The organism is Streptosporangium amethystogenes subsp. fukuiense, from assembly GCF_042665875.1.
Lineage (GTDB): Bacteria > Actinomycetota > Actinomycetes > Streptosporangiales > Streptosporangiaceae > Streptosporangium > Streptosporangium fukuiense.
In genome coordinates, this window is record NZ_JBHTEE010000001.1 from 4230518 (window position 1) to 4252925 (window position 22408).

At 67.5% G+C, this 22408-nt stretch carries 12 protein-coding genes; 8 read left to right on the plus strand and 4 right to left on the minus strand.

The window, feature by feature from the left end; translation table 11 throughout:
* The first annotated feature begins 79 nt into the window (after nucleotides 1-79).
* Nucleotides 80-1504 (plus strand): type I glutamate--ammonia ligase, encoded by a 1425-nt coding sequence (glnA, locus tag ACFQVD_RS17900; RefSeq protein ID WP_343963892.1) that lies wholly within the window; start codon nucleotides 80-82, stop codon nucleotides 1502-1504.
* A 206-nt stretch (nucleotides 1505-1710) separates the two neighbouring features.
* Here glnA and ACFQVD_RS17905 read toward each other — a convergent pair whose 3' ends face one another.
* On the minus strand, nucleotides 1711-3060 hold the full coding sequence (locus tag ACFQVD_RS17905; RefSeq protein ID WP_364155340.1) for a WD40 repeat domain-containing protein: 1350 nt from the start codon (nucleotides 3058-3060) through the stop codon (nucleotides 1711-1713).
* Nucleotides 3061-3151: 91 nt separating this feature from the next.
* Nucleotides 3152-13441: an RHS repeat-associated core domain-containing protein gene (locus ACFQVD_RS17910; protein ID WP_386271571.1), complete on the minus strand. Its 10290-nt coding sequence runs from the start codon at nucleotides 13439-13441 to the stop codon at nucleotides 3152-3154.
* A gap of 1110 nt (nucleotides 13442-14551) precedes the next feature.
* Here ACFQVD_RS17910 and ACFQVD_RS17915 point away from each other — a divergent pair.
* Both ACFQVD_RS17915 and ACFQVD_RS17920 read left to right on the plus strand, forming a co-directional pair.
* The gene (locus ACFQVD_RS17915; protein ID WP_343963898.1) at nucleotides 14552-14773 is read left to right on the plus strand and encodes a hypothetical protein; all 222 of its coding nucleotides are present in this window, start codon (nucleotides 14552-14554) and stop codon (nucleotides 14771-14773) included.
* Nucleotides 14770-15273, plus strand: coding sequence for a hypothetical protein (locus tag ACFQVD_RS17920; protein WP_343963900.1), 504 nt, complete (start codon nucleotides 14770-14772; stop codon nucleotides 15271-15273). Before ACFQVD_RS17915 ends, ACFQVD_RS17920 begins: the two co-directional genes overlap by 4 nt.
* Before the next feature lie 106 nt (nucleotides 15274-15379).
* On the opposite strand, the gene ACFQVD_RS17925 is transcribed toward ACFQVD_RS17920, so the two are convergent.
* On the minus strand, nucleotides 15380-15556 hold the full coding sequence (locus ACFQVD_RS17925) for a Scr1 family TA system antitoxin-like transcriptional regulator (protein WP_386271574.1): 177 nt from the start codon (nucleotides 15554-15556) through the stop codon (nucleotides 15380-15382).
* A 36-nt stretch (nucleotides 15557-15592) separates the two neighbouring features.
* On the opposite strand from ACFQVD_RS17925, the gene ACFQVD_RS17930 reads away from it, so the two are divergent.
* The 5 genes from ACFQVD_RS17930 to ACFQVD_RS17950 all read left to right on the plus strand — a co-directional run bounded on the left by ACFQVD_RS17930 (nucleotide 15593) and on the right by ACFQVD_RS17950 (nucleotide 21094).
* Nucleotides 15593-15826 carry a hypothetical protein gene (locus ACFQVD_RS17930; RefSeq protein WP_343963902.1) on the plus strand — a complete coding sequence of 78 codons (234 nt, stop codon included), beginning with the start codon at nucleotides 15593-15595 and terminating at the stop codon, nucleotides 15824-15826.
* Nucleotides 15827-17822: 1996 nt separating this feature from the next.
* Nucleotides 17823-18785 carry an ArsR/SmtB family transcription factor gene (locus ACFQVD_RS17935; RefSeq protein ID WP_343963904.1) on the plus strand — a complete coding sequence of 321 codons (963 nt, stop codon included), beginning with the start codon at nucleotides 17823-17825 and terminating at the stop codon, nucleotides 18783-18785.
* Nucleotides 18786-18990: 205 nt separating this feature from the next.
* Nucleotides 18991-19176: a hypothetical protein gene (locus ACFQVD_RS17940; protein WP_343963906.1), complete on the plus strand. Its 186-nt coding sequence runs from the start codon at nucleotides 18991-18993 to the stop codon at nucleotides 19174-19176.
* A gap of 397 nt (nucleotides 19177-19573) precedes the next feature.
* On the plus strand, nucleotides 19574-20185 hold the full coding sequence (locus tag ACFQVD_RS17945) for a C40 family peptidase (protein ID WP_343963908.1): 612 nt from the start codon (nucleotides 19574-19576) through the stop codon (nucleotides 20183-20185).
* A gap of 72 nt (nucleotides 20186-20257) precedes the next feature.
* Nucleotides 20258-21094: an LLM class flavin-dependent oxidoreductase gene (locus ACFQVD_RS17950; RefSeq protein WP_343963910.1), complete on the plus strand. Its 837-nt coding sequence runs from the start codon at nucleotides 20258-20260 to the stop codon at nucleotides 21092-21094.
* A gap of 39 nt (nucleotides 21095-21133) precedes the next feature.
* On the opposite strand, the gene ACFQVD_RS17955 is transcribed toward ACFQVD_RS17950, so the two are convergent.
* Complete coding sequence (locus ACFQVD_RS17955) at nucleotides 21134-22357, minus strand: hypothetical protein (protein ID WP_343963912.1); 1224 nt, start codon at nucleotides 22355-22357, stop codon at nucleotides 21134-21136.
* Between the last annotated feature and the right edge of the window lie 51 nt (nucleotides 22358-22408).

Consider the following 22408-nt stretch of genomic DNA (forward strand, 5'->3'; position numbering starts at 1 on the left):
GTGAAACAAACGAGACACGGGGCGGTAACGGCGCAGGCATACCTTCGGCCTGATAGCCCGTGCCCCATGGGAGGTTCGCGTGTTCAACTCCGCCGACGACGTCCTGAAGTTCATCAAGGACGAAGGAGTGCAGTTCGTCGATGTCAGGTTCACCGACCTGCCGGGGACGACGCACCACTTCACGTTCCCTTCGGAGAACTTCGGAGCCGGCGTCTTCACCGACGGTCTCATGTTCGACGGCTCGTCGATCCGCGGTTTCCAGGCCATCCACGAGTCGGACATGCTGCTGCTGCCCGACCCGTCCACGGCCGTGCTCGACCCGTTCCGGCAGCACAAGACGCTCAACATCAACTTCTTCGTGCACGACCCGCTGACGGGCGAGGCCTACAGCCGTGACCCGCGCAACGTCGCCCGCAAGGCGGAGGAGTACCTCAAGGGCACCGGCATCGCCGACACCGTCTACTTCGGCCCCGAGGCCGAGTTCTACATCTTCGACGACGTGCGCTTCGAGACCAACGCGCACACCAGCTACTACCACATCGACTCGATCGAGGGTGCCTGGAACAGCGGCAAGGCCCAGGAGGGCGGCAACCTCGGTTACAAGCCGCGGTTCAAGGGCGGCTACTTCCCGGTCCCGCCGATGGACCACTTCACCGACCTGCGTTCGGAGATGGTGCGCCGCCTCATCGACGCGGGCATCGACGTCGAGATGCAGCACCACGAGGTGGGCACGGCCGGCCAGGCGGAGATCGACTTCCGGTTCAACACGCTGCTCAAGGCCGCCGACACCCTGATGCTGTACAAGTACATCGTCAAGAGCACGGCCCTGGAGCACGGCCACACGGTCACCTTCATGCCCAAGCCGATCTTCGGTGACAACGGCTCCGGCATGCACTGCCACCAGTCGCTCTGGAAGGACGGCGCGCCGCTCTTCTACGACGAGGTCGGCTACGCGGGTTTGTCCGACACCGCCCGCTACTACATCGGCGGCCTGCTCAAGCACGCCCCGTCGCTGCTGGCCTTCACCAACCCGACGGTGAACTCCTACCACCGCCTGGTGCCCGGCTACGAGGCCCCGGTCAACCTGGTCTACTCCCAGCGCAACCGCTCGGCGTGCATCCGCATCCCGATCACGGGCTCCAACCCGAAGGCCAAGCGCATCGAGTTCCGCGTCCCGGACCCGTCGTGCAACCCGTACTTCGCCTTCGCCGCCCAGCTGATGGCCGGCATCGACGGCATCCGCAACAAGATCGAGCCGGTCGAGCCGGTCGACAAGGACCTCTACGAGCTTCCCCCGGAGGAGGCCCGTAACATCCCGCAGGTCCCCGGTTCGCTGACGGACGTGCTCGCGGCCTTGGAGGCCGACCACGAGTACCTGCTGGAGGGCGGCGTGTTCACGCCGGACCTGATCGAGACCTGGATCTCCTACAAGCGGGAGAACGAGATCGACCCGATCCGCCTGCGCCCCCACCCGCACGAGTTCGAGCTCTACTACGACGTCTGAGCCGCTGGCTTCTGACTTGGGTAAACGCCGGTCAGGAAACTAAGGCGTCTCGCGAAAGGCCGTCGACCGCCCCTCACAGGAGGGCACGCTCGACGGCCTGTCGCATGTGCTCCTCCCTCGGCGGCACGAAGTGCGCGCAGGTGGTGAACCCGGCCGCCCGTGGCCCGGAATGGCCCTCCGCTACCGCGCACTTCCCGTCAAGGGCGTCATGTGGGGTCCGGAGTGATGAAGCAAACGGCAAGGCCGCCCGAGACCTCTCCCCCGTAGTCCGACCAGTCCGCGTCTCCCGCGTAGCGAGCCCAGTCCGCCTTGCTGAGCCGCTCGTTGGTGTTACCGTGGCAAGCCGCCTCCTCCGGGTCAGCGACGACCTCGGCCAGGTTCCTGAGATCCCACAGGGAGACCCCGCTGGGGCCGGCCGCCAGGGCGATGCCGCCATCGGCACTGAAAGCCACGGATTCAATCTCCCTCGCGTATCCCTTCAACGCGGCCAGCCGTGTCGGCCTGGACAGGTCGGAGAGGTCCCAGAGAAACACGGAATCGCTCGGTCCGGCGAGCAGGGCGGTCTTCTTATCGGAGGTCAAGGTCATGTCGTACATGTAACCGAGGGGCACCTCGAACACGGCCGTGCGAGCCGGACGCGACCGGTCATCGAGGTTCCAGACCTCGACCCGAGGCCCGTTCCCGACGAGGACGACACGTCCGTTCGCGCTCATCGCCGTCGCCACCATGGATCTCTCGGATCTCTCGGGCGGGGGCAGGTCGGCCGACTTGACCGGATGCAAGGGGTCGGCGAGATCCCAGACCGTCACCGCATCATCGTTGTCCACGGTGACGGCGGTCCGGCCGTCCGCGCTGAGCCCGAGGCCGCGGATGGAGGAGGTGTGCGCTCTCGTCACCGACAGGCGCGCTGGACGAGACCTGTCGGTCAGATTCCACACGGCCATGTCGCCGACGTCGTTGGCGATCACCGCCGTACGACCGTCGTGTGACAACGCCAGCGCCCGCACGCTGTCGGTGTTCCTCTCACCCGCCAACACGGCCACCCGGATCGGCTTGGCCGGATCGGTGAGATCCCATACGAAGGTGGCGCCTTCGTCGCCGGTCAGCGCGGTCCGCCCGTCGAAGGACAGTGCCACCGCGTCCACGCCCTCCTTGTGGCCCTTCAAGGTGGCGACCCGATCGGATTTCAGGATGACCTTGGGATCGAGCCAGGTCGTCAGGTCCCACACGCTCACCTCGTCGCCGTCACCGGTCAGAGCGAGCCGCCCGTCGCCGCTCAGCGCCACCTTCCTGGAGGCGTTCGGTGTGAGCTCGCTGCCATGCCTCGCGACCAGCGTGTCGATCAGTCCCGCCCGGGTCTGCCCGTCAGAGTGGATCTTGACTGCGGCCACACCGAGGTTCCGGGCCGTGCCTGGGGCGGCGTCGCGCAGGTCCGCGGCGTGCAGCGCGAGCCCATGAGCCAGTGCGACGCGTTCCTGAGCCAAGGCCCTGTCGTACTCACGCTTCCACGCGAGTCCCGCGACGACCAGGGAGACAGCCAGGAGCACGGCAAGCATGATCGCGGACGTTCTCCAGCGGGCGCCGCCGCGCGGATCCGCTTGCCGGGCTTCTGGCAGGTCATTCACTTCGGTCTCCAAACCATCCGGCTCACAATGGTGCGTATTCTTTTCGGATGACGCGCTCGTGCTGCGGGCCGCAGTCCTTGGGGCCGTACTGGCGGGTCGCGGTGCTGACCGGGCAGTCATAGGTCCAAGTGATCATCTGAATGCCTCCACCCTCACCGTGTGCGGTGCTTCCGTCGAGCGCGGTGCTGATCGCGCTCTGTTCGATCTCATCGATGATGCCGTTGATGATGTCGATCACCGCTTTCGCGACGCCACAGCCCCCGGCGACCACCGGCTTGGTCGGGCCCAGAACAGCCGCGCAGATGTCGAGCCCGGCGGTCACGAACACGAGAGGCAGACTGCCGCCCTTGTCGATCTTCAGTCCGTCCTGCGGGCTGATGTAGGTCACGCACATGTGGCCGTGCTTGCGCTTCTCGCAGATCGCGTATGACACGTCCTGCCAACTCTCGCCCTTGGTGCAGACCGTGCCGTCGAGTCCGTTCGATCCCTGGCATTCCTTGAAGAAGGTCTTCCAGGTGTTGTTACAGGTGTTCTTGTCCTCGAAGACCTTCCTGTTCGCGCTGTCGCGGCAATGGACCAGCATGTTCACGCCGAAGGCGCATTCGTTCGCCGAGCCTCCTCTACCTCCCTTGTAGCACGAGAGGAACTTACCCTCCAGGTCGTTGCACTGGACGTTTTTGTGCAGCGCGCATTTGTAGCTGACCTCGGAGAAGGTGCTGCATCCCGGATCGTCGCCTCTCTTGTCCGCGCGGCACGAGTAATAGTCGAATCGCACGTTTCTGCAGGATCCGGTCGACTGGCCGTACCCTGCCTTATCGTTATCGATTTCTCCGTATTGGCAGCGGCGAACCTCCCTGCCCGCGCCGCTGCAGACACCATGACTCTGCCCGCTGTAGTAGTCGCTTCCCGTGCGGCATGTAACGTAATCGTTCGCGAACTCAGAGCAGACGCCGTGATTGCCCTTGTAGTTCCCGGCCCGCTTCTCACCGCGACAACTGACGTAGTCGTTCTTCATACCCTGGCAGATTCCCGTGCTGTTTTTTTCCTTCCTGCAGTCCCTGTACTCGCCGGCTGCGTCGTTGCAGATCGCCCCCTTGCCCTTCTTGGCGCCCTTGGGACACTTGGCGCTGTTTACCGAAGTGCCGGATGACGACTTCGTCGTCTTCATCGTCGTCTTCGTCGCCTTCACCGCTACCTTTGTGGCCTTCTTGGCCTTGTGGCCGTCGGGATCGATGTTGGTGAGCGGGTTGTCATTGGCGTAGGCGTAGCGGTTGAGCTGCACGCTGGGGTCGGGGTTCTGGGTGAGGGTGTCACGGGAGACGAAGCTGCCCGTGCTCGGCTGGTACCAGCGGGCCGCCATGTTGACCTTGCCGCTGCTGGGATCGGTGTAGCCACCCTGGTAGCCGAGCGTGTGCGTGGCCCCGGTACGGGTGATCACCTCGCCGAACGGGTCGTAGGCCACCGAGTCCACCAGCGCCGTCCCGTCCGCGGTGAAGGCGCCGACCAGATCTCCCCGCAGGTCGGAGAAGGCCAGTTGGGCGCTGCTGCCGCCATCGCTGATGCCGAGCGTGCGGCCCAGCGCGTCGCGGCCGAAGCTCGCCTTCTTTACGTTGGCGGCGTCGGTGACGGCCACGAGGTTGTCGGTCAGGCCGTCGTAGACGTGGTGGGCTGTCTGCCCGCCCTGGGTGCGGCTCTGGATCCGGTCGAGTGCGTCGTAGTCGTAGGTGACGGTGTCGTCGTTGATGAGGCGGTCGAAGGCGTCGAACTTGGTGATGTGGACGATGCCCTTGGCGTCCTCCTTGAGCGTGCCGCGTGCGGTGTAGGTGTAGGTGTGGCCGTCGCCCGAGGTCAGGCGGTTGCGTTCGTCGTAGGCGAACGTCTTGTCTCCGGCCTTGATCCGGTTGCCCGCGGCGTCCCACGCATAGTCGGTCTTCTTGTTGTCGGGGGCGGTCCAGGAGGTCAGCCGGTTGGACCAGTCGTAGGTGTAGGTGTTCTGCCCCGCGCCCGCGGTGCCCGAGGTCGTCTTGGAGGTCAGGTTGTCGTCAAGGTCATAGCCGTACTCGATGGAGGCGATGGCGCCGCCCGATGAGGTGGTGAGCCGGTCCTTGGTCAGCCGGTTGAGCGCGTCATAGGTGTAGCCCCGGCGCGCGCCCGCCGCGCCGTAGGTCATGGAGGTCAGGCGGGAGGCCTTGTCATAGCCGTAGTCGATCACGGTGGCACTGACCGGGTCCGCCGACTGGGTGAGCCGGTCGGCGTCATCCCAGGTGAACGCGGTCGTGCCGGTGATGTCGACACGCTGGGTGAGCCGGCTGTTGGCGTCGTAGGCATAAGCGTTCACGTCGCCGCCCGTGCCGGTGGTCTTCAGCAGCAGGCCGCGGTCGTTCAGCGTGAAGCTCAGGTCGTTCGCGCTGACGACCCTGCCGGCCAGGTCGTAGCCGAAGGTCTTGTCCTCGGTGGCCACCTCGGCGCCGATGCCCGACTCCTTGGTCAGCCGGCTCAGCTCGTCGAAGACGCGGTCGACGCGAACGCCGCCGGGGATGAGGCTGGTCACCGGGTTGCCCGCGGCGTCGTAGCCGGTCGTCCAGGTCCGGTCGGCCGGGTTCGGGTGCGCGGCGGTGCTGGGCTCGATGACCGACTCGATCAGTCCGAGGCTGTTATAGGTGGTGTAGGTGGCGTTCCCTCGTCCGTCGGTGGAGCGGGTCTGACCGCCGGTGGCGCTGTAGCCGAAGGTGCTGGTGATCCTCTCGGTGGCCGAGACCGGCTCCCGCACTTCGATCAGCCGGTTCGCGGCGTCGAACACCTGGTTGACGGTGTGGCCCTCCGGCGACGTCTGGCTGATCAGGTTGCCGGCCAGGTCGTAGCCGAACGTCCTGGTACGCAGCGTCGCGCCGTCGGCGTCCAGTTCTCGTGTCTCGGTCTTCCTGTTGGCCAGGTCGTAGGTGGCCGTGGTGGACAGGCCCAGCGGGTTGGTCGTCTTGACGGGCCGCCCGGCCAGGTCGTAGGCGAAGGTGGTGGTGTTGCCCAGCGCGTCGGTCTGCGCGGTGAGCGCTCCGGTGGCGTCGTACGCGCGCGTGCTCGCGTCGCCGGTCGGCCGGATGGTCTTGACCACCCGGTTGGCGTCGTCGTACTCCATCCTGGTGACGTAGACCGCCTGAGACGGCTTCCGCTCGATAGTGGTCAGGGTGATCTGACGGCCGAGGTCGTCATAGGTGGACTCCGAGCGAGCCCCGGTGGGGTCTATGGTCCCCAGAGCCTCGCCCAGCAGGTCGTAGTCGTAGATCCAGACCGCGGCCGGTGCGGCGCCCGCCCTGGGCGCGGTGGCCCGCACCTTGCGGCCGAGCGCGTCGTAGACGGCGGTGGTGGTCTGGCCACTCCGGTCCGTGGAGCTGATCAGCTGGCCCGCGGCGTCGTACCCGGCACTCGCCTTGGGCGTGATCGGCTGCCCGCCGGGCGGCGTGTAGGCGGGGAAGATCTGCTCGACGATCCGCCCGGCCCGGTCCAGCGTGGAGGTGGTGGTACGACCCTCGGCGTCGACCTGGCGCGTCCTGTCTCCGAAGGTGTTGTAGCCCAGCTTGGTGGTCGGGCGCAGGGTGGACGTCGGGGCGCCCGCGCGTTCCACCGTGACCGGCGGCAGTTGGATCCGGGTGGGCAGGCCGGCCGCGTCGTAGGTCACGGAGGTGGTGAACGCTGCCGGGTCGGCGCCCGAGGCGTTGCCTCGCGGGTCGGTCACCTCGGTGACCAGGCCGCGGTCGTCCATGGTGAAGGTCGTGACCAGGTCCTGCCCGTCGTTGCGCACGGTCTGGCGGATCGGCTTGTCCGCGGCGTCGTAGGCGTACTCGGTGATCTCGGTGCGGCCGGTGCCCCCCACACTCTGGCTGACCTTGACCATGTTGTCGTTGGCGTCATACGCGGCGGTGGTGACGCGGTTCAGCGTGCCGGGATCCACGGTCTGGGTGACGAGGCGCCGGGCGGCGTCGTAGGTGGCATCCACCCGCAGTGTGCCGTTGCCGGTGATCTGCCGGGTGGGGTTGCCCGCGGCGTCGTAAAGCCTGGACTCCAGCACCACGTCCCTGGGCGTGGTCGAGCCGTTCAGCCGGGCGCCCTTGGCGATCTTCTCGGCCGGGAGGTTGTCGGTGAAGTAGGTGTAGGCGGTGGTACGCCCCATCGCGTCGGTCTGCGAGGCCAGCCGCCCCGCCGGGTCGTAGGCCATGGAGCTCATGACCACATCAGCGGCCGGCTGCGGGTTGACCGGGCTGCCGGTCCAGCCCTTGAGCGTGGTCGTGGCCGGCTCGCCGCGGGCGGTGTAGCCGTAGTGGTACGTCGTGCCGCGCTCGTCGGTGAAGCCGGTCTTCTGGCCCTTGTGGTCGTACCCGAACCGCTGCACGCCGCCTTCCGGACCTGTGATGGTCTCCACCCGACCGTAGTCGTCGTAGGTGTAGGTGGTGGTGCGCGTGGCGTCGCCGCCGGTCAGGTCGGCCACCGACTCGGTCAGTGGCAGACCGTCCGCGTCGTAGGTGCCGGTCCACTGCGAGGTGTGCGTCACCCCGGTGACGTCGTTCTTGACACCGGTGCCCGTGCGGGAGGTGACCTTGCCCAGCCCGTCATAGGTGATCGTCGTCTTGACGCCGTCGGGGAACGCCTCCGAGATCTCGGTCTGCGTGACCAGCCGGCCGAGCGCGTCGTGCTCGTACTTCCTGACCAGGCCGGTCGGACTGGTCTCCGTCGCCAGGTCGCCGGCGGCGGTGTAGGCGTACGTGGTCTCGTTGCCCTTGAAGTCCTTGCTGGACTTCACCAGACCGGCCGGGGTGAGGCCGCCGCCGACGGCGGGCTCGCTGCCGTCGGTGTACACCTTCGCCGTCGAGCGGCCCTGCGGGAAGTCCGATGTGGGCGGCGTGGTGTGCTTGGTCTCCTCGCCGAAGGCGTTGTACGACCACGAGGTCATGTACGTCTCATCGGTCGCCGACGCCGAGCGGGCGTCCCGGTGCCCGGTCCTCAGGTCGTTGCGCGGGTCGAACGGGTTGTCGATGTTGAGGTAGTGGTTGAAGTACTCGCTGGAGCAGTTGTCCGCCGTCCGGCACGTCTTCTTGGACACCAGGTTGCCGCGGGCGTTGAACGCCACTTCGGTGACGTTGCCGTTCGGGTCGAAGATCTTGGCGGGGTACCCGCCGACGTCGTAGGTATAGCGGCTGGTCTGGCCGAGCTGGTCGGCCATGGAGACCTGCCGGCCGCCGCGCGAGACGTCGTCCACGTACGTCAGCGTCCCGCCGTGCGGGTCGGTCACCGTGGTCGTGGCCGAGGTGTAGACGGTGGTCTCCTTCGCGTGGACCGGCGCCGACAGCTTCCACGCTCCGCCGTTGACGTCCGTGTGCTGGGTCAGGCGTCCGCCGTCGGCGGCGTAGACGTTCTCCGCCTCCGTCCGGCCTGAGGGCGCGACGGCCTTGGTCAGCTGCGGTTGCGGCTGGCGGGCCGCGTAGTGGGTTCTGACGACCTGCGCGCCGAGCGGCTTGCCGTACACGGCGACCTCGTCGATGTCACCGGCGAACGGGAAAGCCGCGGTGGAGCTCGTGGTGGCGGGCCAGGCCGACGAGCCGAAGCCCGCTCCGATCCGCGTCTCCCACTGGCCGACGTGGGTGATCTTTCCGGCCAGTGTGCCGACGGCCTGACCGTCCAGGTAGAGGGTCTGGGAGTCGTGGGCGCCGGAGAGCACCACGTGGTGCCAGTTCCCGTCGTTGACCGGGCCGGACGAGGTGATCGGTGCGGGGGTACCCGTGTAGAACTGGCCGCGCAGCTTACCGTCCGTGCCGATGTACAGGCCGGGGGTGAAGGCCGTGGGGGTGTTGGCCGCCGAGTTCTGGTAGCCGATGATCGTGCCGGAGCCGGTGGTCCTGAACCACGCCTCCACCGCGAGGTGGCCACCCTGGCCACTGATCGTCGCCTGCGGGAGCGCGACGTACGTGGAGCCCGCGGTGCTCTTGAAGCGCAGCGCGGTGTCCGGCGAGCCGGTGAGCGCGCCGGGGACGCTGGTGGCGTCGGCCGTGGTGCCGGTGAGCTTGGCCTCCTCCGAGCCGAGGACCGGGGAAGAGTTGACGATCTTGGTTCCGGTGGCGGTGGCCGTCTCGTTGAGCCGCCAGTAGCCCTCGGGACCCGAGTCCAGGACGGCGCTGCGGTAGCGGGAGGCGTCCCCGTAGGAGTAGACCGAGCAGGCGGTTCCGGTGTTGGGCGGGCAGACCTTCACCAGCTTGTCGCCGTCGTAGGTGTAGGTCCAGGTCAGGGGCGCGCCGTTGACGGGGTCGGTGGACACGCCGGTCACGTGGTCGCCTGTCCAGGTGAATGTCAGCGACCTGCCGCCGGTGCCCGTGGCCTTGGCCAGCTTGCCGTCCGCGCCGTAGATCAGCTCCTGGGTGCGGTTACGGTGGTCGGCGACCTTGGTGAGGCGGCCACTCGCATCGAACCAGTACGAGGTGGCCGACTTGTCCATCAGCCGCCAGCCGCCCTCGGGCAAGCTCGCCAGGGTGGCGTATGTGCCCGACGGCGAGGCGTACGTGCCGTCGCCCTTGGCGGCGAAGCGTAGCTGCTCGCCGCCCGGATAAGTCACCAGCAAGGTGGACGTCTGTGGTTCGGGCTCGATCCGCATGTCCCAACGGGTCGACCAGCCCGCACCGAACGCCTCGCCGGTGCGGGGATCGAGGCTGTTGTACGTGCGCATCACCGACAGCGGTGGCCCGGTCACGGCCACCGCCACGTCCGTCTCGGTGTGGGTGAAGTTTCCGGAAGAGTGGTTGAAGGCCCGTCCGTTGGTGCCCTCGCCGAGGGAGGAGTTGATCGTGCCCTGCTCGGGCGTGGGAGTGAAGGCCCGCCACGACGAGGTCACGGTCATGGTGCCGCTGGTTGCCTTGGCCTGCCACCAGTAGGTCTGCCCCCAGGCCAACTTGTGCGCGCCGGAGACGCTGGAGTTGGACAGCGACCAGGTTCCCGACTTCTCCCAGGTGGGGGTGCTCTCGCACCACGTCCAGTTCGACGGCGTGCCCGCGCAGAGCTGGAACCAGTAGGTGACGGGGTTCTCGTTCGCGGACTGGGCGTGCGCCGACAGCGTCGGCTCCAGGCTCCCGGCCTGGCTGTTGTGCTCGGGTGCGAAGCTGATGAACGGCAGCGCCGTCACGACACCCGACTGCCACCCCGACCAGGGGCCGTTCACTCCAGTCGTGGTGACGGCGCGCACACGCCACCGGAAGAGCCAGCCGTCCTGCAGCTTGCCCGTCGGGACGGCCATCCAGGCGTTACTGCCGGAGGGATAGGAGGTGGTGGACTTGCCGGCGTAGATCTGGCCGGTGCCCTGCTCGGGGACGGCCGGGTCGTGCTCTATTTCGACGGCGAGCTGGGAGGCGCGGTTGTCGGGGTCGGTGACCTTGGCGTACAGGGAGGGTGTCAGGGTGGTGGCCGACCACGACGCGGTGCCGCGCCTGGCCGGGGCCATGCCGAGCCCTTCCACGGACGGGACGTTCAGGTTCACCCGTGCCGCCTGCCAGTCCGACCAGGGACCCTTGACGCCGGTGGTGGTCACGCCCCGCGAGCGCCAGCGGATCTGCCAGCCGTCCGTGAGCTTGCCCGAAGGGACCTGGAGCCAGGCATTGGCGTCGGACGCGTAGGAGGTGGTGCTCTGCCCGGCCCAGATCAGCCCGGTTCCCTGGGCGGAGGCCGACGGGTCGTGCTCGATCTCGACGCCGAGATAGGAGGCGCGCCCCTCGGACGAGGTGACCTTGCCGAACACCCACGGGGTGAGAGAGGAGATCGTCCAGCCGGCGGCGCCGGAGGTGCCGGGGGTCATGCCGGCGCCGGCCACGCTCGGCTGAGTGAGCGCCACCACGGCCGATTGCCAGTCCGACCAGGCGCCGGCCATGCCGGACGTCGGTACGCCGCGCACGCGCCAGCGGATTCGCCAGCCGTCCGTGAGCTTGCCCGAAGGCACCTGCACCCACACGTTGGACCCGGACGCGTACGCGGTCGTGCCTTGGCCCGACCAGATCAGACCCGCGCCCTGATCAGGGGTTGACGGATCGTGTTCGACCTCGGCACCCAGGTACGCCGCGGCACCGTTCGGGCTCGTGATCTTCGAGTAGAGCCAGGGCGTGAGCGAGGAGAACGTCCACAGGCCCGTCCCCTGGGTGGCGGGGACCGCGCCGAGCCCGCTGCCTGCGGGATTGTTCACCTGGATTCTGGCGGTCTGCCACACCGACCAGGGCCCGTACAGCGTCTGGGAGCTCTCGGTCGGGGTGATGCCGCGCGCCCGCCAGCGGATCAGCCAGCCGTCACGGAGCTTGCCCGAGTCGATGGTGAAGCCGATGGCCGAGCCGGACGGGTTACCCGCGCCGCCCGTGTAGCTCCAGATCCTGCCGCTGCCCTGCGACAGGACGGAGGGATCGTGCTCGACCTCGACCGACAGGCCGACATTGCGTCCTGCGGCGTCGCTGACGGTCGCGCCGAAGGACGGCGTCAGCGAGGTCAGCGTGGACAAGGTTGTCCCGGATACGCCGGGCGTGGCCGACAGCGCGGATACGGCGGGTTTGGTGATGTCCAACCTGGCGGTCTGCCAGCCCGACCACGGACCGTACAAGGTTTGGGAGCTCTCGGTGGGGGTGATGCCGCGCGCCCGCCAGCGGATCAGCCAGCCGTCCTGAAGCTTCCCTGAGTCGATGGTGAAGCCGATGGCCGAGCCGGACGGGTTACCCGCGCCGCCCGTGTAGCTCCAGATCCTGCCGCTGCCCTGCGACAGGACGGAGGGATCGTGCTCGACCTCGACCGACAGGCCGACATTGCGTCCTGCGGCGTCGCTGACGGTCGCGCCGAAGGACGGCGTCAGCGAGGTCAGCGTGGACAAGGTTGTCCCGGATACGCCGGGCGTGGCCGACAGCGCGGATACGGCGGGTTTGGTGATGTCCAACCTGGCGGTCTGCCAGCCCGACCACGGACCGTACAAGGTTTGGGAGCTCTCGGTGGGGGTGATGCCGCGCGCCCGCCAGCGGATCAGCCAGCCATCTTTCAGCACGCCCGAGCTCACAGTGAAGCTCACCACGGATCCGTTCGCGTTGCCCGCGCCGCCCGTGGAGCTCCAGATCTTGCCGCTGCCCTGCGATGGGACCGACGGATCATGCTCGATCTCCACGCTCATACCCACATTACGCCCGTCGGGATCGGAGATCTTCGCCTCCAGCCAGGGCGTCAACGTGCTCAGCACCGTCAGTCCCGACACCGTCGTACCCGGTCCGGAAGCCAGGTTCGACGCAGCAGGCTTGCTGATGTCCACCCGGGCGGCCTGCCAGCCCGACCACGGGCCGTAAAGGGTGTCGCTGGTCTCGGTCGGGGTGATGCCGCGGACCCGCCAGCGGATCAGCCAGCCATCCTTCAGCCGTCCGGAGGGCATGTTGTAAGAGACGTACGATCCTGAGGGATCGGCGGAGCCACCGGTGAAAGACCAGATGCGGCCATTGCCCTGGCCGGCGGCCGACGGGTCGTGCTCGACCTCGACGCTCATACCCACATTACGCCCGTCAGGGTCGATCACCCTGGCCTCGAACCACGGGGTCAAGGACGACAGCATCGACTGACCGTCGCCCGAGGCGCCGGGCCCGGCCGCCAGGTCCGACACGGCCGGTTTGCTGATGTCCAGCTTGGCTGTCTGCCAGCCGGACCAGGGGCCGTACAAGGTTTGGGAGCTCTCGGTGGGGGTGATGCCGCGCGCCCGCCAGCGGATCAGCCAGCCATCCTTTAGAACACCGTACGAGGCGGTGAACCGCACCGTGGAACCGTTCGGGTCGCCCGCTCCTCCGGTGTAGGCCCAGATTTGGCCGGTGCCCTGTGCGGGAACGGACGGGTCGTGCTCGACCTCGATGCTCAGCCCCACGTTGCGCCCGTCGGGGTCGGTAACCTTGGCCTCGAACCACGGCCTGGGCGACGAAAGGATCATCGTTCCGGAGATGGCGGTGCCTGGGCCTGATGCCAGCAGGGACACGGCGGGCTTGCTGACATCCAGCTTGGCTGTCTGCCACACCGACCATGCGCCGGTCGAACTGGAGGTCAGACCGCGCGCCCGCCAGCGAATCGTCCAGCCGTCCTGAAGCTTCCCTGAGTCGATCGTGTACCGGATGGTCGAGCCCGATGCGCTGCCCGTCCCTCCGATGTACGTCCAGATTTGGCCGGTGCCCTGTGCGGGAACGGACGGGTCGTGCTCGACTTCGATGCTCAGCCCCACGTTGCGCCCGTCAGGGTCGATCACCCTGGCCTCGAACCACGGCTTCGGTGACGACAGGATCATCATGCCCGTGCCAGAGGTGCCCGGGCCGGCTGCCGGCAGGGACACGACGGGTTCGGCGGCGGTCAGGCTGACGGAACGCGACCTCTGCGAGTCGCTCCCCGTTCTCGCCGGGCGGAGCGCCGGGGTGACAACCGGTGTTCGTTCGGCGGGACGCACGGCCTGTTGCGAGCCGGATTCCGATGTCTCCGTACGAAGCGGTGGTGGTGTTCTCAAGCCGGCAATATCCGGATCGGCCAACTCATGGGGCTGGTCCAGCGGTAACGCGACCTTGGGCCGCTTGCCGGCCTTCCCGGTGGCGGTGTCGAGCTTGGACTGCGTGGCTTCGGGTTCGACCAGGTGAGGAAGGTTTCGGGCAGTTCCAGAGAGCTGAACCGGGCCACTACTAGAGGAGCCGGAGGACGGCGACGAAGGGATGTCCAAATGCGCCGGAACGGGGTCCGCCATCACAGGCTGGATCGTCAGCTGAACGAGACTCGGGATCAGCGCGACCAAAACCACCAATGCTGTTCGAGCCGACCAGCGCCCCGCCCCTTTTGGGGCCAAACCAAAACCGCTGCGCCCCATCACGCCAGTTGCCCTAACCCGCGCACGCGAAAACATCATGCGTCACCAATCCTGCCGCGATAGGTCCCCCCGGCGTAAAGACATGTAGGCCTCGTTGGTCGCCGTAAGTTCCACGTAAAGAAGATCATCCCTTGTATAGCCGAATAGCCGGTGGCGGCATAGATGGCGATAGGGGCAATCTTGGCGGGGACAGGAATACTCAACAGCGTTCCGGCATGAACGCAGCTGGCAGGACATATCAGTTCAAACTATGATATAGATCACATTAATTATTCCGGGATTAGGCAGGCTTAGGCGACCCCTCCAGCGGAGGCGCTGTTGTCGACATCAATGAGCATTAGGCGAGCAGATCAAACCGCGGAGATCACAAAGCTCTATAAGGACAGGATGCGCTTCTCCCCTGACGGCCCGAAAATCCGTACCCTGAACCCAGGGCCCTCATGTCGGCACAGGAACATACTCGCCATGGACCCGCGAGCGGCGGGGTGCCCACAGGCTTCGGCGACGCGGTCGGTCCGACTCACATCACCACGTGTCGTGGTACTCGATATGGAGTCGGCCTCCACGGTCACGGTTCACCGCGTCGATCTCGACGCAGTAGTGCGTGGCCTTCGGCCAAGCGAAGCGACAGCCGCGGCCCACTTCGCGATGAAAAAGCTGTTTGGCATATTCACCTGCCGGGTTACGCTGCTGACCACGCTCTTGTTGATCTTCCTGAAAGAGGTGCCTTTGGCAGGCCGGATGTCACACCCCGGACGGCACGGCTCATGACCCTTTTCGTCCATCTCACCGCGGCCAAGAAGGTCCGTTCGGTGCGGCGGGCCGGTATCCGCGCGCGGAGCCGGAACCATGACGGCCTGCCGGGAGTTTTCTGCCTGCCGATTCTCCCCTCCTACCAGCTCACTCACCAGTGGGCCCGCGAGCTGAAACGCGGTGGCCGACGCACCGTGATGGTGGCCGTCGACTTTCGGGTGCCCGATGACGAGCCGGTGTTCGTGGGTTACTTCTCCGGGGGACACGAACGGCTTCCCAGTGCCGAGGCCGCGGCCCTGATCGCCGGGTGCGAGGACCCCCGGGGTTACGAGGTCTTCATCCCACGGGCGATCACCGCCAAGGAGGTCCACCGCGTTCGCGGCGTGAACCAGGTGACCGGCTGGAGATACATGCCCAACGCCCACGGCAGGTTCCCCTGCCCGTGTCCCGGATGCGTCCCGCGCGGTCAGTACGGCGGAGCGAAGATCCGCCAAGCGGCCGAGGTTCGCGGTTACTGAACGACCGTCTCGTCCACGCACTCGGCAGGGGCGGCGTCGCCCCTGCCGACCGGGCTCCGGGTGCTGATGTGCCAGGCGACGCCCGCCAGTTCCTCGGGGCTGATCATCACGTACTCCTCCCTTTCGCGAGTTTGGCACGACCGATCGCGGAGCGGATGACGGTCGCGGACTCATCCGGGGTGAGCGCGGTGCTACGTAGGGAATCGTACGCTTGCGCGAAGTTCTCCACACCCTCTGCCACTTCGGTGTAGACGGCGCCTCCCCGAGTCTCTACACAGGTCACGTCAGAGTTTCGGCGAGCGTTGCCCGGAGAGTGCGCATGCCGCCCGATGCTCTCCCGCGCATGTTCGCCCTGGTCCAGGAGTTCGACGAGGACGACGAGAGGGACGGGCGCAGTTCGCCGGAGGTGGTGGCGTACGGGCTGGCGCCGCCGGACGGGACGGCGGCGACCGTCACCAGGAACGGGTACGGGTTCGGCCGGTGGACGAACGCCCACCGGGCCGCGCGCCGGCTGGGCTCCGACCTGGTCTGGCTCGGCGAGAGCGCCGTCTGACCGGTCGGGGAAAGATGCCCCGGACCACGCCTCCGGGGCATCGCGGTCGCGTGCATGAAGGTGATGCGCAACGGCTGCGCGCCCCGGCCAACAGGTCGAACTCCTCGGCGTAGGTGCCAGGTGACCTCGTACGGTCCAGGGCGGTGCGCGGTCGGGTCCGCGAGTCGTTCGCGAAGGTGACCGAAGAGTCTCCTCGGAGCCTTCATGAGACACGCCGGACCGGGTTATTGGGCAAACTTGTCATGGCTTATATCAACAAGTCAGGCGAGGTGACGTGGTTGTGGAGGAAGTTATCTCCGCATGAAAGGGACGCTGTACGCAGGCGGGCCGTTCATCAAGTCGGTCAGGTCACCATCGGTGAGTTCGAGGTTGTAAGCGTTGCCCGTTCGCTGCGGATCCCAACCGCGATCAAGCGCCATGCGTATGGTCGCCGTCACGAGCGCCGGCCGTACGGCGGTCGTTCGCTCTCCCAACCACGCGTCCGGCCGGGAGCAGGGAAGTGACACCAGGAGTACGCGACCCGACGCGTCGGCCGGTTCCACCGCGAACGTCATTGGGCCCCAGCTGTTCCCCTGGCAGTACGTGGGCTTACGACGAATGCGCCAGCGGAACCCAGTGCCGTCGACGGTGATCAGCCGTGAACCCTTCTTCGGCATTGCCATGAGGGAACCTCCTGCCCTGTTCCGTCACTGTTCCATGGGATGGCCAAGAGCAGCGAGAAACGTCGAGAGCCAGTCGCAACCGTAACCCCTGCTCAGGCTCCTGGTCGACATGTTTCCTCAGGTGGGCAGGCGGGGCATCGGGGATCACCCAGATTCACGAGGGGCGGGCACGCTCAGGGCACATGGGCGCGAGAAGCAGCGCGAAACGATGAGAACCAGTGAACGCCAAGAGCCCAGCTCAGAACGCCTTCTAGGAAATCGCCGCAGGTCGGTCATCATGGCGGATCGGATCTACGACGTGTGACGGCGCGGTTTCCCAGAAACGGGCGCCGAGCTGGGAAAACGTTGTCGTTGTCTGTCGCTGCTGAGCGACGCCCGACCGAACAGAGACCGAACAGAACGGCCCGGCACCACAATCGGTGCCGGGCCGTTCTTCACCGGTGGGAGTTGATGACAGCGGTTTCGCGGTCGTCAGCTCGCCGGCTGCTCCGCGTGGTTGTCATGAATGGGCTCGGCCAAGCGGTTGACCACTGTCATCTCACTGTCGCGACTGTGTGAACTTCAGGCGAGCAGGCCGCTGCCACCTGCCGGCCATCGGCCCTTATCGAAACTGCCAATAACCGCTCGCCGGATCTTCGGTGCTCGTGCAAGTAGCCACGGACCTCGCGGTGCCGGCCCTCTTCCACTCTCCGTACCTGGTCGTGTACTTTTCGGTACCGAGCTTGTAGCACCTGACCACTGCTCGAAACTCGCCCGTTCCCTGATAGCAGAACACTTCGTAGGTGTGCGACGTATAAATGCCCTGACAGTTGGAGGGAGTCGCGTGTGCGGCCGTCGCCGATCCGGTCAGTGCGCCGGCTGCCAGCACCCCGCTGACCGCGACCATCTGTAGCGCTTTTCCCAGCTTCTTCATTCTGCTCCTCACGGGAATGGCGCCGCCCAGCCGGCACCAGAACACTTCGGGCTCAGCGTGACTTTTTTTGAGCCCTCTTGCCTTATTTCCGTACTTCGACACGGAGGCGTAACCGCTGTCGGTGGTGGCGGGAACACCCCAGCGCTCGGGCCCTTCGTACCTCCTCAGGCACCGAGAAGTTCCCGCCCCCGGGACACCTCGGCACCTGGACTAAATCCCAGGGCGTTGTCGGCGCCACGATGGTCGAGACGCGATGACCGGCACGGCGAGATCTGCACCATGGCGTTCTTCAATGCATTCTCCAATGCCCAGGAGGTCGACCCGCGAAGAAGCCTGTCACGGCCCGAACGGGTCCACCACATGTTTCGGCCCTGGCCGAAAGGCTTTTCCAGAAAGGCCGCTCCAAGAAGAATCAGCCGACATGACACGCCTGCATTTCACTGCCGCCGACCTGGCTGACATCACCTTCGCGCCAAGCCCGAACGCACTGCTGGAGACCGCCCTGAGCGTCCGCCTGCCATCCGGCATGGGCTGTTCACGACCCGAGCTCCAGCAATGGCGCCGATTGGTGAAAGGCAGCCTGGCGAAACGCGCTGGAGTGCTGCTGGACGTGGTCCCCCGCCAGGGCAGGTTCATACCGGACTTCCTTTTCCAGCCGGACGCCAGTGACTTTTCCATGGGTGTGGAGCTGGCCAGGCGGACTCCCGCGGAGCAGCTCGCAGACGATCTGGGCCGGCTGCCGCTGTCGGCCGTGAGCGGATCATGGAGGCGCGAGCTGGCCTGCGGCGAGGCGGTTGCGTGGCAGACCCTCATCGACGACCTGTATGGCTACTTCTCCTCCTCACTGGCCCCCTGGTGGCCACTGGTACGCGACACGGCCGTCGTGGACCGGGGTCTGCGCGCCGAGACACTGCTACGCGGCGGGGTCAACGCTCTGCTCGCGACGCTGGGCGATCGCTTTCGCTGGGAGCCACCGGTTCTGCATATTCAGACCCACGTTGAATACGATGTTCAGCTGTGTGGGCGCGGGCTACTGCTCATCCCGTCGTACTTCGCCTCCGGCCCCCTGCTGGCCTACCGGCCCCGCCACTCCACCGTGCTGGTGTACCCCATGTATGCCGGAGATCGGCCGGCCACCGCGACGGACGCGCTGGGTCCCCTGCTCGGCCGTACCCGGGCGGCCGTCCTGGCCACGCTGCGACGCCCGGCCACGACCAGCGAGCTGGCCGACCAGCTCGCCATCTCCCGCGCGTCCGCCAGTGAGCACAGCACCGTGCTGCGTAACGCCGGACTGATCTCGACCTCTCGGATGGGCAGCGCGGTCCTCCACGCGTTGACCCCCCTGGGGTTGTCCCTGCTGGCCGGCGACTCCGCCATTGGCTGAACGTGTCCCATGGCTCGCTCACGGAGGCCGACAGAGCGCGGAGGCGCTAGTCGACCCGGACGGGGCAAAAGGAAGGCCGCGTATTCCACAGTCCCCACGTTCAAGGACGGCCCCCTCCTGTCGTTAGATCTCCGGTGAACGGGACAGAGGGGGTGGGGCCGGGCGGCAACGGGCCCGGTCGGAGATCACTACCTGGAGGTTGCGCATGCTTGCTCAGAGCACCCGGAAGGCGGCGCTGGCCGCCGCGGCGACGGCGGCGCTCGTCGGCCTGGTCGGCGGTTGCGGGGGCGACGGTGACGACGACAGGGACGACGGCCCGGACGTGGTCAACACGACCGGGCCCGCGGTGGACGACGACGGCGGTGCGGACGACGACGGGGACGGCAACTGATCACCAGGGAGGCGGCGAACGGCGTCGCCCGCTTCACCGCGACCCGCGTGCCCGGCACGCGGGTCGCGGCATGCCGGGCGCTTTCCACGCGCTCGCAAAAGCTCATCAAGGCGAGGGGACGCCCGGTGAGGGCCGGGCCAGGGCCGCGGGACGTCCCGGGTGGCAGCGGCCCGGTGTCCTGACCGACGGATAGTCCTGCGGGCAGCGACCCCTCAACGTAGGTGCCGTGTGGCCCCGTGGAGCCTGCGGGCGGCGAGCAGCCGACGGGACTCGTACGGTCGCGGGTCGACCGTGAAGGTGACCGGGCGGAGTCTCCCCGAAGTCTTCATAAGACGCGCTGGGTCGGGTTTTTGGGCAGACTGGTCGTGACTTATGCGGATAAATCAGGCGAGGTGACGTGACAGAGGCCGGCCCTCACCGACTTCGCGATCTTCTCGGGCACCGGCGGCAGGCCGCGGCGGCCGTGCTGCTGGGAATGCTCCTGCTACTGAGCGCCTCGGTGCCGACCCTGCCGGCCGCCCTCAACCGGATCACCACCATCGCGTACGCGATCGAGGCCGGACGGCACCAGCCCGGCTGGCGGGGCGGCGGGATCCCGTACTCCTGGGGCGGCGGTCACAGCGAGAGGCCGGGCCCCTCCCTGGGCACCTGCCAGGGCTACACGGGGACGATCCGGCCCTGCCCGGCCACCCGGACCCTCGGCCTGGACTGCTCAGGTCTCGCCCGCTGGGTCTACCACCTCGCCTACGGGCGCGACGTGCTGGGGCCCGGCAACACCGACGACCATGTGAAGCGGCTCAAGAGGATCCCCGCCGCCATGGCCAGGCCGGGAGACCTCGTCTTCTACGGCAAGATCGGCAAGCGTAAGGTCAGCACCCATCATGTCGGCGTCTACATCGGCCAGGGCAAGATGATCAATGCACGGAGGACCGGGACCGAGGTGCGGATCGACCGCGTCGCGGCCCTCGACGACCTCGCCGGCTACTTCCGCTACGCGGGGGCCCTCTGAGCCGCCCCGAGAACGGGGCGCCAGGAGAACCGCACGGCAGGAACCGGGTAAGACATCAACCGTAGGAGAGACATGCGTCTGGGTGTCATGTTCGATCGCGACCTTCCCCCCGAGTCGCTCATCCCCTTCTGCCGCCATCTGGACGCGGCCGAGGTGGACGACGTCTGGGTGGTGGAGGATCTCGGCTGGACCGGGGCGATCTCGTCGGCCGCCACCGCGCTCGCCGTCACCGAGCGCCTGCGGGTGGGCATCGGGATCACCCCGGCGCCGCTGCGCAACCCCGCCCTGCTGGCCATGGAGCTGGGCAACCTGGCCCGGCTGCACCCGGGCCGGCTCGCGGCGGGCATCGGGCACGGCGTCCAGGACTGGATGCGCCAGGTGGGCGCTCTCGCGCCCTCGCCGCTGGCGCTGCTGGAGGAGACGATCACCACGGTACGGGACCTGCTGCGCGGTGAGACGGTCACCCTCCAGGGCAGGGCCGTGAGCCTCGACGGGGTGCGCCTGGTGCATCCCCCCGCCGTCGTGCCGCCGCTGCTGGCCGGGGTGCTGCGGCCCCGCTCGCTGGAGCTGTCGGGACGGGTGGCGCAGGGCACGATCCTGCCCGAGGGGGTCGGTGCCGGGAAGATCGAGGAGGCCCTCACGCTGACCGGCGGGGGCGATCACGAGCTGGTGGTCTTCGTCAACCTCTACGTCGGCGGCGACGCCGCGACGGTCACCGCGCTGGCCGAGGGTTCCGCCGAGTTCCTGAAGATCGCCCCGGACGAGGTGGTGATGGCGGTGGGTTCCGCCGAGGAGGCCGCCGACCAGGTCAGGTCACTGTGGGAGGCGGGTGCCCGCACCGTCGTGGTCCGCCCGTTCGGACCCGACCCGCTCCCCCAGGTCGACCTGCTGCTGGCCGAGCTCCGCTAGGGGCGGTCGCGCCGGGCACCGAACAGCGGCGCGCCGGGGCTAGGAACGGTTGCCCCGGACGCCGGTCAGGCGGCGCAGCACGTCCCACCAGAACGAGGCGCCGAACAGCAGCGCCACCATGGTGAGCAGGTAACCCGGCCAGTGGCCGGGGGTGACGAGCCGGTCCCACCAGGCTCCGCCGTTCCAGTGGAAGGAAGGATCGTCGGAGCCGTCGGGGGGGATCGTGACGCTCACGATCGCGTGGTCGAAGATCTTGACCAGCGCCGGGGAGCTAAGGGACTCGGTCACGCACCGGTACGGCTCGGCGAGCTCGGCACCGGCGGCGGCGCACTTCTCCTTCAACTCGGCGTACCCCTCCCCACCGCCGCCCGCGATGGCGGCCACCCCGGCGCGGTAGGCGTTGTCGCGCAGCAGGGTCTTGCCGTACTCCAGCGCGTCCATGCTGAACAGCAGGGTCAGCACCAGACCCAGCGCGAACACCACCCACCTGACGTAGCGGGCGTAGAGGGTGGACAGGCGCTGCATCTCCCCGTTGAACCAGTCCTCGACGCCCTTCCGGAACTTCTGCGCGTCCCGCTGGGCACCCTCCCAGACGCCCTTGAGATGGCCCGCGAGCGGGCTGCGGATGGCCTCCAGCTTGGCGAGCAGGCCGTCGATCCCACCCTCCTCCGCGGCGACCAGTTCCATCACGGCACCGGAGAACCGCTCGGGCGGGATGTTCGCGATGCTGGTGCGGGTGCCCTTGGGGTGGTCGATCTCCTGGAGCCGCTCGTACAGCCGCGCGGTCATGTCGACCGGGGGCGTGGGCGGCTCCGCGCGGTCCTCGGCCGCGGGCCCACCGGCGCCCGCCTCATCGGGTCCGGTCTCCTCTGCGGTCTTTCCCGCGGTGCCCTCCGGAGCGATCCCCTCGGCGATCTCCTCCGACACCTTCTCCTCGGCGTTCTCGGCGGCCAGGACCGTGGCGGAGTCGACCCGCATCGGTTCGACCACGGCGGGCGCCGGATCGGGACTGTGCGCCGGGCGCGGATCGTTACCGGAGAAGGGCAGCTTCGCGAAGACGTCGGCTATCTTCGACGGGATCCACGACCTGCCGTCCTCTGAACCGTCCAGAGTGTCCCTGAGATAGGCCCAGAGGAACTTGCTGCGGATCCCGAGCAACCGGACGATGGCCTCGTTGATCCCGCTCACCAGGAGCGACAGGAGCAGGAAGGCCAGGATCAGGCCGATGGCCAGATCAATGTAAACCGATATCAAAAGGATCACCCGGACCGTTGATACACGCCCTCATCCGGCGGCGCAACGAGATCACCAAAA